At 54.6% G+C, this 11,730-nt stretch carries 13 protein-coding genes; 1 reads left to right on the top strand and 12 read right to left on the bottom strand.

Annotated features, from left to right (window positions below):
- Nucleotides 1-3 precede the first annotated feature (3 nt).
- Nucleotides 4-579 (top strand): hypothetical protein, encoded by a 576-nt coding sequence (locus tag VQ067_RS32305; protein ID WP_042857283.1) that lies wholly within the window; start codon nt 4-6, stop codon nt 577-579.
- 58 nt (nt 580-637) lie between these two features.
- On the opposite strand, the gene VQ067_RS32310 is transcribed toward VQ067_RS32305, so the two are convergent.
- The 12 genes from VQ067_RS32310 to VQ067_RS32365 form a co-directional block, all read right to left on the bottom strand.
- Nucleotides 638-1,060, bottom strand: a complete 423-nt coding sequence (locus VQ067_RS32310) for a hypothetical protein (protein WP_171886956.1) — start codon at nt 1,058-1,060, stop codon at nt 638-640.
- Nucleotides 1,061-1,132: 72 nt separating this feature from the next.
- Nucleotides 1,133-1,681: a hypothetical protein gene (locus VQ067_RS32315; RefSeq protein ID WP_031628679.1), complete on the bottom strand. Its 549-nt coding sequence runs from the start codon at nt 1,679-1,681 to the stop codon at nt 1,133-1,135.
- On the bottom strand, nt 1,678-2,616 hold the full coding sequence (locus tag VQ067_RS32320) for a hypothetical protein (RefSeq protein WP_023111072.1): 939 nt from the start codon (nt 2,614-2,616) through the stop codon (nt 1,678-1,680). The genes VQ067_RS32315 and VQ067_RS32320 overlap by 4 nt, the downstream gene beginning before the upstream one ends.
- Before the next feature lie 103 nt (nt 2,617-2,719).
- The gene (locus VQ067_RS32325; protein WP_070091432.1) at nt 2,720-4,768 is read right to left on the bottom strand and encodes a hypothetical protein; all 2,049 of its coding nucleotides are present in this window, start codon (nt 4,766-4,768) and stop codon (nt 2,720-2,722) included.
- On the bottom strand, nt 4,761-5,828 hold the full coding sequence (locus tag VQ067_RS32330) for a hypothetical protein (protein ID WP_340080985.1): 1,068 nt from the start codon (nt 5,826-5,828) through the stop codon (nt 4,761-4,763). Before VQ067_RS32330 ends, VQ067_RS32325 begins: the two co-directional genes overlap by 8 nt.
- Nucleotides 5,829-5,868: 40 nt before the next feature.
- A protein-coding gene (locus VQ067_RS32335; RefSeq protein ID WP_105446839.1) for an IS3 family transposase occupies nt 5,869-7,025 on the bottom strand; the annotation gives its coding sequence in 2 pieces (ribosomal slippage) (nt 5,869-6,767 and nt 6,767-7,025; 1,158 coding nt in all).
- 25 nt (nt 7,026-7,050) lie between these two features.
- The gene (locus tag VQ067_RS32340; RefSeq protein ID WP_340080987.1) at nt 7,051-7,434 is read right to left on the bottom strand and encodes a hypothetical protein; all 384 of its coding nucleotides are present in this window, start codon (nt 7,432-7,434) and stop codon (nt 7,051-7,053) included.
- Nucleotides 7,431-8,324, bottom strand: coding sequence for a TlpA family protein disulfide reductase (locus tag VQ067_RS32345; RefSeq protein ID WP_019486160.1), 894 nt, complete (start codon nt 8,322-8,324; stop codon nt 7,431-7,433). The genes VQ067_RS32340 and VQ067_RS32345 overlap by 4 nt, the downstream gene beginning before the upstream one ends.
- A 9-nt stretch (nt 8,325-8,333) precedes the next feature.
- Nucleotides 8,334-9,137 carry a sel1 repeat family protein gene (locus VQ067_RS32350; RefSeq protein ID WP_010792894.1) on the bottom strand — a complete coding sequence of 268 codons (804 nt, stop codon included), beginning with the start codon at nt 9,135-9,137 and terminating at the stop codon, nt 8,334-8,336.
- Nucleotides 9,109-9,813, bottom strand: a complete 705-nt coding sequence (locus VQ067_RS32355; RefSeq protein WP_042857277.1) for a transglycosylase SLT domain-containing protein — start codon at nt 9,811-9,813, stop codon at nt 9,109-9,111. Before VQ067_RS32355 ends, VQ067_RS32350 begins: the two co-directional genes overlap by 29 nt.
- Complete coding sequence (locus tag VQ067_RS32360; protein WP_023111075.1) at nt 9,810-10,469, bottom strand: hypothetical protein; 660 nt, start codon at nt 10,467-10,469, stop codon at nt 9,810-9,812. The genes VQ067_RS32355 and VQ067_RS32360 overlap by 4 nt, the downstream gene beginning before the upstream one ends.
- Nucleotides 10,450-11,727 (bottom strand): hypothetical protein, encoded by a 1,278-nt coding sequence (locus tag VQ067_RS32365; protein WP_058199787.1) that lies wholly within the window; start codon nt 11,725-11,727, stop codon nt 10,450-10,452. The genes VQ067_RS32360 and VQ067_RS32365 overlap by 20 nt, the downstream gene beginning before the upstream one ends.
- Nucleotides 11,728-11,730: the final 3 nt, after the last annotated feature.

The raw sequence follows: 11,730 nt of genomic DNA on the forward strand, positions 1-11,730 counted from the left end.
CAGATGAGCAAAGTCGTGATCCGAGCGGAGCTCATCCCTGGCCACCACGATGCGTTGATCGAAGCCCTGGGCCAACATGGGCCCAGAGCCGGAAATCAGATGGTGTTCAGCATTTCAGCTGCCTGCCAGAAACAGTGGCCTGTCACGTTGAGTGACTTCACCCCGCCGGCGCATTCTGACGAGCGCGCAGTCGAGGTGAAGATGACTCTGAGAGAGGATTACTACCCCGAACTCTTCCGCCTCTACAAAGGCTTGGGGCATGGCAATCGACAAACTGTCTTCCTCAACATGCTGAACCGCCACGTGTCGTTGAGCTTTGGTGCTCCAGAAGCGGTGATGCAGGCAATGACAGATTATGCTCTTGCCAGATCGTGCCCCGAATCTACACGGACGGTGCTGAGTCAAGATGCTGCCGCTGGGGTGGCTGAGCCGTCCGGAAATCCCAGGCTTGATGAGCCAGTGGGGCATGCGAACTCGGTCGCCAGCGCGATCTCGGCTGCTCCACAAGACGTGACGCCTGAACCTCCGGCTCCTTTATTCGTCCCTGACCCCATGGCATCAGTGGACATAGGCCTCTGAGAATGGGCAATAAAAAAGGCTATCTGGAGCTCCCGATAGCCTTTTTTTTGATCTGAAATTACTCGGGCAGGTGAACCCAGAAAAGGCCGTCAGCTCGAGCAGAGAGCTTGATCTTCGGACGCTCTTTTGCAAACCAGCGAAGGGCGTACTTAAAGAAGCCAGCGTTGTCCGCGGAGATCGGGGGATTCGTGCCGGCGATCGAGGTGATGGCAACGTCGACGAGCAGGGTGTCCCTATCGCGAAGGTGAACCTCGTATGTGACAGTCTCACGCGGTCGAGCGACGGCCGTAGAGCCAACCAGGTCCATGAAGTCCTGCAGGCGTAGAGCTTCGAAATACGCACCCTGGCCCAAAGTGTTGGCCAGGCGTTTAACAAACGCATTCTTGGTCGTAGGCCATTCCGAGAGCATTTCGTTCACCGAAAATGCATCGTCTTGCTGAAGGTAGCTGGTGTCCGTATCGAAATCGAAGTCGTTGTTCATCTGAATGCTGCGCATTGGATTCACCAAAAAAATTCAGGTGTTGGGCTGGTGGCACACGTTCGGACCCGTAACCTAAGCAGAACGAACCAGTGCTTTCCGGTACACCTTCATGTTTGAAAACCAGCCATCTGCGACCTTCACGACCTCCCCAACGCAAATCTCGCCGGCGCGGGCCTGATGAAGATTCTCGTTGTAGTTACCACTCACAGGGATTGGGTGGATACCGTGGATCGCAAGAGTCTCTCTTACCGCCTTGGCCGACTCTTCATCCAATCCAGGCAGCATGTCGATAGCCTGAATTATCGATTCATCAGACTCATCCGTTTCTACCTGAGGTGCGAACGGCATGAGGATCTGTTCAACCGAATTTCGTGGGTACGCACGGCCGACCTCTGGCAGCAGAGGAGCAACCTTCGTGACACGGGACATTACCGTTTCAGGCGTGATCGACCAGGGGCGTGGGGCAATCACTTCAGCCGCCGGAGTCACCAACTCAACGGCGTAGGGGATCAGCGTAAGTGGAGAACCTACGGCCGCGCGGCGAATCAGGTTCCCAGCCATGTCAAGGACATAGCAGGGAACCGACTCTTCGTTGATTTGAAAGTGAAGCGATCCAATCATCCCGAAATGTCCTCCAGGATCTTGGCGATATCCTGGATCGCCTTGTCTTCCATGCTGGTGCCAAAGTATGCATGGTTGGGGAAGGTGGTGTACTGGGCTGGGCGAGCCCCGGTCAATGAGACTGTCTTCGGGTCCACGTCCATTTCCTCCACTACAGCGCGAAGAATGGTATGTGGGGTTGCGGCGTTACCGGTTTGAGGAAGCCAAGCGCGTACGACTTCATTGTCGGGGTTGACCAGAAAGACCATCGTTGGCCACCAGTCGTAGAACGCCGACGATTCGTCTGCACCAAATCCCTGTGCCAGCATCGTACGTTGATTCATCTGGCCCCACTCGTTGTCAGGGAAGTAGCTGTAAGGAGCGAGCCACTCTTTGAACGATACCTTACCGCGCTCTTTCAGCCGTAGTGCCGGCGAGTAGTAGTAGTGGTCGACACACTCCCGGAATCCAGTACCACATTCGTCTCCGAAGAATGTCATCCCAACGCCATGGTCACGTTGAGCTGTTCGTACAGTGGACATAGGCATCTGGCCATACGACAGATAATTGATGGACACCGGAAGCCCTGCATTTTTTAGGAGCAGCTTCAGATCCCACATAGCCCGTCCTTCACGGCGAGCTCGTACATGGCTTTGCTCGGCTTGGCCGGCATTATTAAGCTGTGCCTTTGCATCGGAGTAGGTGTTGGAAGCAACCCAAACTGTCCACCCTTCCGATTCCCAGTCCTTGGTTCGTTTGGCGCGGAATTCATAGCCATACGTAGCCTTTTTGTTCGGACTGTTCACTATCTCGTAGACGGTTGAGTTAGGCATTTTCCAGTCTGGGTGCCCATCCACCTGGCCTGTGGAGGCAACCCCGGCCGCATTGTTCTCGACTTCCCCATTCCCGCATGCGCTTACCAGAAGGCATGCCAGCAACATCATTTTTCCCTTCATCGTTCATTCTCCATCTTCGGATGGCGATCGTTATACCGCCCGGTGTTCGGATTTCAAGCAAAAAAAAAGGGCCCAATATGGGCCCTGAGCAGGATTAGGTCTATCAGATGAGATCGTCCAAGCTCGAGCGCTGGCCTTTGGAGGACTGAGAAGCCTGCGGAGTTGGAATTTTCACTCCCAAACGTGCGTTGGCACCCGATGAACCTGGGCCACCGCCAGTTTGTCCACCGCCACCTCCTCCCAGCCCTCCGGCGATCCCTCCCGAAACCTGGGCCGCAGTTTGTACTTTCTGCTGCGCTGGACCACCGCCGCCACTACCGCCCCCCCCACCAGGTGTTGGATTACCTCCAGAAGGGGCACCTGCAGCACTGGCGCCGCCACTGGCTAGTGCCCCAGCTGTACCTGCAATTCCGCCAGGCAAAGCAGCCCCCGCAAGTCGTATTGCTGCTCCCACTACGGCCATACCGGTTGCCGCCAATCCGGTAGTTGCACCGGCAGGATTGAAGCCTCCAAGACTCTTAACATCATCCCAGAGCAAAAGTTTAGCGAAGATGATTTCAATAACGGTCAACGCAACAAAAATAATGTACTGGCCAGTTCCGGCCGATATTAATAGGGTGGAGTTTTGAGCATAGTTGCCCATATTGTAGCCTTGCATGGTCTCAGCATTAACTGCAAGCATTGTTGAAGCCATTGTTAAGCAAAGATCATTCACGAATGCAACAATAAAGCAAAAAGCAATAATCTTAACAGAGGTGAAGATTACCCTCGTCGACCAGAATATGCCGAAAACTGCAAAGATGGGGAATGTAATTCCCATTAGTGCCGCGAGCATGGCGGCACCGTTTATCATCATGGGAATTTTTACAGTAAGCATCCATTCGCGGAAGGTTTTGCCTATATCCATAAACTTAGTTGTTCCGCTCTCGAACAACATGGTCATTGGATCGCGGACATCGGAATCTTGGTAGTACATACCGCCATAGGTAAGTAGCTCCGACTGTCCCTTTTTCCGCTGAGAGGCTTCATTCCGAATGTGATTGAGCATTATTGCCGCCGCATCATCACCATCCCGTCTGAATGAGTTTTCCTGATAAGCAGGAGCATGTTTTTGGACGGCAGAGTTGAAGTTTCTCTGTGCCATGTCGATCATCAAGAACATGTCTTTGCAGGTCTTGGGATAGAAGTTCTGCTTTGCACCTGTGTTTGGTGCTTCTTTGAAGCCCGAGTTCAAATATTTTTTGTACTTCGAGTCGTTAGCGTCAAGAGACAATGCTTGGTCAGAAACTTCCCCAGCTTTTTCAGGAAAGAGCTTCTGGACCCAATAAGCTTCGGTTGGGATCTCGAAGCCTTGGGGTGGGTTCGTGCCGTCATAAGGATTGCTATCACCCTCGATCTTGTCGAGCATAGCCATACCCTTCTTTGTACCTTCTACTACTGCATTGCCACCATCACGCTTCAGCCAGGTGGAGTTGGTAGGGTTATCATAATTGGCCTCGCCATTGCCCGTGATCTTGTCCAGAAAGCCTCTGCTGTCTTCGAACTCAATCTCGTTTGCACCGATTCCGGTAGACCCGAAGAATCCAACATATCGTCCTGCACTTAACGCTTCGGGGGACTTCCCATTAGCAGCGATGAATGCAGGCTCGCACTTATTTAAATAATCCGAATAAAGTGGATACACAGGGCTGTCAGCAAAACGTTTTAGGGTGTTTTGGTTAGTTACGTGGTAGGCCCTGCTGAATGCATCTTCCGTAATCTTTCCTTCATTGACCTTGTCAAGTGCAGACTTAAAGATTGCGTAGATGTTACCGACTATAGTCAGCGACCATCCCCCCCCGCGCGCCATTTGAACAGAGCTACCTGTGCCGGGGAATGTGAATGTAGAGACTGAAAGAAGTAAAAACATTAGGCAGGTGCCCGTGAGGCCGGTGAAAACCGACCTCAGTTTATCCTCAGGGCTCCTCATCATTAGGATGGAGGTCCAGGCAAGACCTAGACCTCCGATAATAACTCCGGCGGAGTTAACCAGAAGGGTGTGGTAGTCCTGCCAAAGACCAAGGTAGTAACCGACCAAGTCAGCAAAATTAGAATCTACGAGCTTGAGGAAGTCGTAGTCCTTTACGGAGTTATCGACATCAACATCAGCCATTTATTACCGCCTTAGCTGTCTGCTCGATTAGTTTGTTTCGCTCCATGTCATGCTTAATCTTGTTCTGGAGCATTTCATATTCTTTGCGAAGCGAGGATAGTGCATTTGAATACCGAGCCTGATCATTGGAGCTTATTGCTTGGTCGTCAACTTGGTTCGCCAGCCCGGTCATTACCCCCACTTCAAGCTTGGAAATAACCTCGTCTAGCTCTTTCATCATGGCCAGCGTGGCGAGATTTTGTTGGGCTTTGGCAAACAGTGCGGGATTTGTAGTGCCCAGTTTGCGCATGAATTTAAATTCAGTTTCGGTGATGACGATGCCGCCGCGATTCACCAACTCCTTATAAGCGTCGCTTTTTTCGAAGGTTGCTGGGTCTGCTTGATATACGTTCGCGTAGAGGCTTTGATACTCCTGAGTCAGCTTCTTCGACTCATCTTCAAGCGAAATGGTCCGAGGAGTGACCGTATGCGCGTCCTCTTCGGTGCTGTAATTTGGCAGTAAGCCCGAATATTTCTTGATGTCATCACAGCCAAGCTCAGATGCAGCCAGCACGAGGGAGGTTTTGCCATCTTCAGGCTTGGCACCACAGTTCTTGCTGGGCAATGGAGCAGAACCTGCGCCCGATCCAGAACCATTTCCTGATCCGCCGCCGCTCGATCCCGACGAACTCCCATTTGAAGAGCCGCCCCCTTTCACGCCAATCAGGCCGCCGGTCATCCCTGACACGCCATTCATCAATGATGTCGCTCGACTGGTAATTGTGTTTTTGGTGTCCTTCATTCGGGTAATGAGGCTGCTGGTGATCCCGTCACCAGACATGCACTTCGCGGACTTGTAGCCCTCTTCGACGGTGCAGTCAGCTTCGGCCATCACCTGCATGTTTTCTTCGTACGCCTTGTCGGCACGCTGCCGTACGCCACTGCAGGTGAGGTTTGAAAGATCAAGACCAAACTGACCGACAGCATTCAGTTCGTCGATGACAGATTTCACGGTTGGTTGGCTATAAGCGAGATACATGATGGCAAGCGCTGGCGCGTTTTGAATGAATTGCTCAACCATGTCGCCGTACTGATCTTGCCCAGCAGCCGTGGACACGGGTTTAAGCACACATCCTGGCCTCGAAGGCCTCTGGGCTGATGTGCCCCAGCGTGCTGTGTCGCCGCTGGCGGTTGTAATCGGTTTCGACGTATTCAAACACGGTTTCACGCATCTGGGCGCGGCTCGTGAAGCGCTCGCCGTGGATGCACTCGACCTTCAGGCTGTGGAAGAAGCTCTCTGCACAGGCATTGTCGTAGCAGTTGCCTTTGGCGCTCATGCTGCATCGCAAGTGATGGGCGCGGATCAGCTCCTGGTAAGCCGCTGAGCAGTACTGGCTGCCGCGGTCGCTATGCACGATCACGTCATTAGGCTGCCTACGTCGCCACAGCGCCATGTGCAAGGCATCGCAAACCAAGTCGGCCGTCATGCGTTCGTTCATGGCCCAGCCGATCACCATCCGTGAATACAGATCGATGACCACTGCCAGATACAGCCAGCCTTCCTCCGTATACAGGTAGGTGATGTCACCCACCCATTTCTGATTTGGCGCAGATGCCTTGAAATCCTGCTTGAGCAAGTTCTCTGCCACTGGCAGGGAGTGCTGAGAATTGGTCGTGGCCTTGAACTTCTTGGCGGCCTTGGCACGCAGTCCTTGCCGTTGCATCGAGGCGGCTACCGTCTTGCGATTGCAGGGTAGGCCGGCTTCCCGCAGGTCGTGGCAAAGCCGTGGAGCCCCGCTGCGGCCCTTGCGTGCGCTGTATGCCTGAGCGACCTGCCGATCCAGTTCGGCTCTTCGCCGCTGGCGCATTGACGGCCTGCGAGAGCACCAAGCGTAGTAACCGCTGCGGGCAACGCCCAACACGCGACACATGGCCTGGATCGAGAAATGCGCGGTATGAGTCCTCATGAAGGCGTACTTCACTTGAGGCTCTTGGCAAAGTACGCGGCGGCCTTTTTTACGATGGCCAGCTCCTCGGCGTGCTCGGCCAACAGCCGCTTGAGTCGGGCATTCTCGTCGGCCAGCGACTGCTCGCGCTCGCTGCCGGACTGAGTCTGGTGCTTCTTGCTCCGCCAGCCGTAGAGCTGGGAAGCATGCAGGCCGAGCTGTTCGGCAGCCTTGCTGACGCCAATGCGCTCGGCCAAAGCCAGCGCTTCGTCCTTGTAGGCTTGGGAATGGCGGGTGCGGGTCTGTTTCATTGGGGTTGCTTGTCTTGCCATGATTCACCTCGTTGCAGTTTATCGCTTAACGGGGTGTCCACTGGGACTGGGCAAGATCATACTGACCAATCTGACCGTCAAGGACTGTGCCGAGATTTAGCCCATCACACCCCACCCCAACCTGTGTGGCACCGTAAGCGCCAACAATGAACTGCTGTTTGTCTTGGAAGGGCGTGAATGTGTCGAAGCTTGCGCTTCCGCCCCGTCCTGCCTTGTTAACAGCGCTCCCACTGAGCTTGGCGCCGAATAATCCTGTCACATCATCCATTCGCCGGGACCAAGGCGAGTCGGAACTGTCGCTTTTACCGTTGCCATCAATAGGTCCGTATCCATAATCAGCAAACGCCGTTGCGGAGTTGAAACTGATGAGAGCACTGCAAACCATGACCGCAAGTTTGTTCAGCTTCATTTGGAATCCTTCTTCGCAACAGTGGTGTTCTTCACGTATGTCATTGCCATCAGTCGGCCCTCCAGCTGGTTCATGGTTCTGTTGCCAACCAGAGTTTCTCTTCGGCTCACTTTCATGTTGTCGATCCAAGTGATGGGCCAGGCTGTGATGCCCATCTTCGTGACGTTGTCTCTTTCAGCCTGGCTGAGCATCCGCCCGGTCAAGCCACGCGCGGTCACTTTCTCTGCGAAGACCTTTGCATCCCGATCGAGTTGGAAGACCCGCACCTTCAGCTTCGGATATTTCTGAACCAGCCTGCCGAGAGTGGCCAACTGACGATCGCAGACAGGGCAGGTGGATTCAGTGAATACCGAGATGCTCAACGAGTCGGTGTCGATGGGCTTCTTCGCCGCGGACTCTTCCATGGCCGCGTCAAGCCCCTTGATGTGTTGGAGGTCGCCGCGTTGCCACATCGCCATCTGGTAGAGATTTGCCGCTTGCTTATACTGGCCCCAGGTCTGGTCCATGTAGCTGACCAACTCGTTGGCGGCCTCGGGAGACTGTTCTAGCTGTAGGCGAATGACTGCACTCGGGGTGCCCGGTTGGAAGTTGAATTCGAGCCCTTTGTTGTTGGTAATTCGCAGAGGCGCGTTCGGGTTTTTCTTCGCGTTTCGATTGAGCTCTGTGCAGTTTTTCATCCACTGCATGTTTTGGCAGTCGAGGATGTTCGGGAGTTTGTCGAGTTCTTCATTCTCACGATCCCGTGCAGTCCGATTCACCCTATCCAGCGCCGAAGACAAGGCTTCCGCGAGGACATCCTGCCCGTTGGGCACGTTGGACATGACAGTGCCTGCGTTGGAAATCAGTGCGCCGGCGACGAAGGCGAGCCCGATTTTGAGCTTGTGGTTCATAGGGTGACCTCAGTTCAGGAACGATGTGAGATCGGCAACCAATGAGGCAGGGTTGTTGACCACCCTGGGTTGTCCGTTCTTGGGAATGAGGACCAGTGCCGGCGTGCTTCGCACACCGTACTGGCTGGCAATCCGCCCACCCATGTCAGGGGTGAACCCCAACATTGGAAGTTGGCCGGATTGCTGATTGAAAACTCGCTTGGGGTCCCATGTGGCCTGATCGATCACGACGTAGAACTGAGCGTCTACTCGATCACCAAAACGGGCCCGGACCTCGTCGATCGCAGAGCGAATCTTTTCGACCGCATCCGAGTTGTCGGACACGAACGACATGATCGTCACTTCTGCAGCGGCCTCACGTAGAGGATCTATGAAACGGCCAACCTGTTGCCTCATGCGTTCGGCTTGCCGTTTAGCTCCTTCCAGATCTGCCGGGACCGGGAGGCCGCTTCTCCCGGCAATCGAGGGGAGGGTGCCTGGCGTGGCTGCAGCTAAGGATTTCTGTACCTGCAGGAGCATTGCCTCACTGCCCTTATGGCCACGCTTGGCAGCTGCCTCGAAGAAGGTCTTTGCCCTCTGCAAATGATCCGGGGTATTTGTTGCCCGCATCATCATCATCCCGAGGTGGTACATCGCCGTAACGTTGCCTGCTTTGGCTTCGGGGAAAAGAAGATCCCAGGCCTTCTGGTTTTCCCCTTTGAGCATGAGTACCAGGCCTTCGCCGACGCGCTGATCCTCTGAAGGACCTTTCTCCGCTGCGTTCAGTGAGGTACTGATCAGCAGGCTACTTAGCAGCAATAGAAATACCCGCACGGGCTCTCTCCTCGTGATAGATCGGCATGAACTCTTTCATGTAAATGTCGCGGTACTTTTTGGTCTTGGAGTGGTAGTAGCCGACCGCCTGAAGATCTGATCCGTACCGCTTTTTCAGGTCCGTGAGATGGCGGGCTGCGTAGTCAAGATTGAAAGCAGGATCGAGCCACTGCTGGACAGTGGCCTTGCCCTTGCCGTGAAAGCGGTAGTTGATTTGCGCGATTCCGAGATCGGTATTGAGTAGCCAGACTTTGCGCACGCGCAGCTGCCCATCGAGGACTTCTTTCGCGTCATCCATTCGTTGAAGGAGAGCGGGGAAGCCCTGGGCCTGTCTGCTGCGCTGATAGCTATTGGCGAAACTCAATGCAGCTCGTTCAGATGGGAAGAACCGCCGTATTGCTTTGGAGTTTTTGTCCGGGATGATCTTTACAAGCCAGGGTGCGGAGGTGAGCGCCCAAAGGGCATTGACGGCCTGGTCTTTGGTCTGGAACCAAAATCCTTCGCCGTCTACGTTGAATACCCACGGCTGTTTTCTGGATTCCTTCTGCACCATTGCCCGGAACACGAGTCGATCATTTCCGTATCTGGCTGCCGTAGCGTCGATGAGGTAGTCATAGTCCTGAGCCGAGACAGTGGCCGAGGTGATCAACAGGAGTGCAATCAAAATCCATCTCATCGGGACGAATCCTCGATCGTTGTGAAATGGTTCTTGCGCAACCACTGCAAAGCGCGTGAACGATCACGTGCGCAGGCATCAAGACGTCGAAAAGCTTCCGGGTGAGGGTCTGTAGAGGAGGTACCAAGGAACTTGTGAACCATCTCGTGATGGATGATGTACCGGATGACGAAAATCGGTGCTCCATTGCCGGCCGATCTTGAGAGGATCGGATGAACCAGAAGCGACTCCTCGCCGCTGACCATTTCGATGCTGCCCGGGGCGACGTAGATCGTGTCGTCGCAAACTCTGTTCACCGATTTGGCCACATCCGGCCAGGTTGGATCTTTCAGCAGGGTGAGCACTCGTACGTACAGCAGTGCTGCGTCTCTTGGGCCGTTAGGTGAAAACTGCTCCAGGAGTGTTTTGGCTTGTTGAAGATCTTTTTTGTGGTAGGCCTCAACACCCGCCTGCAAATCCTTCAGCTCCTGTGGAGAGAGATGATTGATCTCAGTCTTAGGCTCTGGGGACTCGCAGGCGCTGGGGATGCCCCAGCGCGGGCGAATGTTGATGGAATTTCCGAAGTAGCTGCGATTCACCTCGTCGGCCAGGCGCTCCAGATTGAGTTGCTCATCCGGTGAGACCTGACGGAGGACGTTAGATCGCGCTACAGCCATTTGGTGAACTCCAGAACTTGTGGGCCACTTGACCGTTTTTGTCTTGCAGGTCCAAGCGATCGCCCACGATTGAAACGCGGTACCCATCAAGGAAATCGCCTTGGCCAACCATGTCCTCTGCTCCCGCGTGCACGATGAAGGCGTGTGCAACACAGGTGCTGCAGTTCCTGGCCGCCTCTGCTACTGCTTTCACACAAATCCGCGGACGAGCCTTGCTTATCGCGACTGGCGACGACTTCGCCACTGGGGTTCTTGTCGGCGCTTTGGTGATGCGTTGCTGAACAGCCGGTTTGGTTTGCTTGGCCTTTTCAGCTTTGAGTTGGGCTTCCATCTTGCTGAGCTTCTGCTCGAGGGCTGAGATCTTTTCAGCCTGAGCGGCAATGTCAGCGTTAGCCTTTGTCAAAGCCTCATTGCTTTTCGGCGCTTCCTTTACGGGAGCACTATCCGGGTTGACGCTGGGGGTTCCAGCGAAAACGGGGGGCTGCTTTTCCGCGCCAATCGAAGAGGTAATTGCGGCCCCAGATTGGCTTGCTATTGGTGCTTGAGCACCGAAAGGATTTGCCGGCGAATCCTCATGCGGCGAGAAAGGCTCCGCGGCAGGTGCAAGAGCAGGAGCAGGAGCAGAGACACCCAGGTCAGGGGATGCGGTGGTGTGGGGTGCCGCCTCGCTCAATGGCTGGTCCAGCCCACCGAATGCTGGAGGAGCCGAACTGATTTCAGTTGGTTTTTGGAATGGCTCTGGTTCAGAACTGAGACTCCGCGAAGTTTGACCGGGACCATCAATAGGCAGAGACAGATCATCCTGGGCGCCAGGTTCTGCTTGGGTGTGATCGGCGGGTTCTGTACCAAAGGCCATTCCTTCCTCGCTGGAGGTAGGGGCCTCCTGCGCTGCTTCATTCTCAGAAGGCGTTTGGCTTGTACTGGAACCCTCCATCTGACCTTTGGCGAAGAGGACAAGCCCCACGACCAGGATCGCTGCAATCAGCTTTTGCCCCATCGTGAGTTGGGAAAGCTTGTTGGTCTTCTTGGGTTTCTGATCATCTTCTTCCGCAATGATCGGTTCCAAGGGCTCCAGTTCGTCGCCGTGTGCGTCGGCTTGAGGCGACTCTTTCGCGGCCGCCGAACCAAGGTCAATGGTGGGCTCTGTGCCTTGGCTGGCGCTGTCCTGTCCTGGCTTTTTACGTGCGAGGTTGCCAACCCCCGAGCTGATCTTATTGACGAGGTCCTTCAGGGAAGGTTTTTCTTCGTTGTTGCTCATGGC

The organism is Pseudomonas sp. KBN12P06040 (assembly GCF_037574965.1).
Lineage (GTDB): Bacteria > Pseudomonadota > Gammaproteobacteria > Pseudomonadales > Pseudomonadaceae > Pseudomonas > Pseudomonas aeruginosa.

Bases quoted from the DNA above. Each gene is read 5' to 3' on its own strand.
- VQ067_RS32305 (WP_042857283.1), top strand. From the start codon at position 4: ATGAGCAAAGTCGTGATCCGAGCGGAGCTCATCCCTGGCCACCACGAT.
- VQ067_RS32310 (WP_171886956.1), bottom strand. From the start codon at position 1,060: ATGAACAACGACTTCGATTTCGATACGGACACCAGCTACCTTCAGCAA.
- VQ067_RS32315 (WP_031628679.1), bottom strand. From the start codon at position 1,681: ATGATTGGATCGCTTCACTTTCAAATCAACGAAGAGTCGGTTCCCTGC.
- VQ067_RS32320 (WP_023111072.1), bottom strand. From the start codon at position 2,616: ATGAAGGGAAAAATGATGTTGCTGGCATGCCTTCTGGTAAGCGCATGC.
- VQ067_RS32325 (WP_070091432.1), bottom strand. From the start codon at position 4,768: ATGGCTGATGTTGATGTCGATAACTCCGTAAAGGACTACGACTTCCTC.
- VQ067_RS32330 (WP_340080985.1), bottom strand. From the start codon at position 5,828: ATGGTTGAGCAATTCATTCAAAACGCGCCAGCGCTTGCCATCATGTAT.
- VQ067_RS32340 (WP_340080987.1), bottom strand. From the start codon at position 7,434: ATGAAGCTGAACAAACTTGCGGTCATGGTTTGCAGTGCTCTCATCAGT.
- VQ067_RS32345 (WP_019486160.1), bottom strand. From the start codon at position 8,324: ATGAACCACAAGCTCAAAATCGGGCTCGCCTTCGTCGCCGGCGCACTG.
- VQ067_RS32355 (WP_042857277.1), bottom strand. From the start codon at position 9,813: ATGAGATGGATTTTGATTGCACTCCTGTTGATCACCTCGGCCACTGTC.
- VQ067_RS32360 (WP_023111075.1), bottom strand. From the start codon at position 10,469: ATGGCTGTAGCGCGATCTAACGTCCTCCGTCAGGTCTCACCGGATGAG.
- VQ067_RS32365 (WP_058199787.1), bottom strand. From the start codon at position 11,727: ATGAGCAACAACGAAGAAAAACCTTCCCTGAAGGACCTCGTCAATAAG.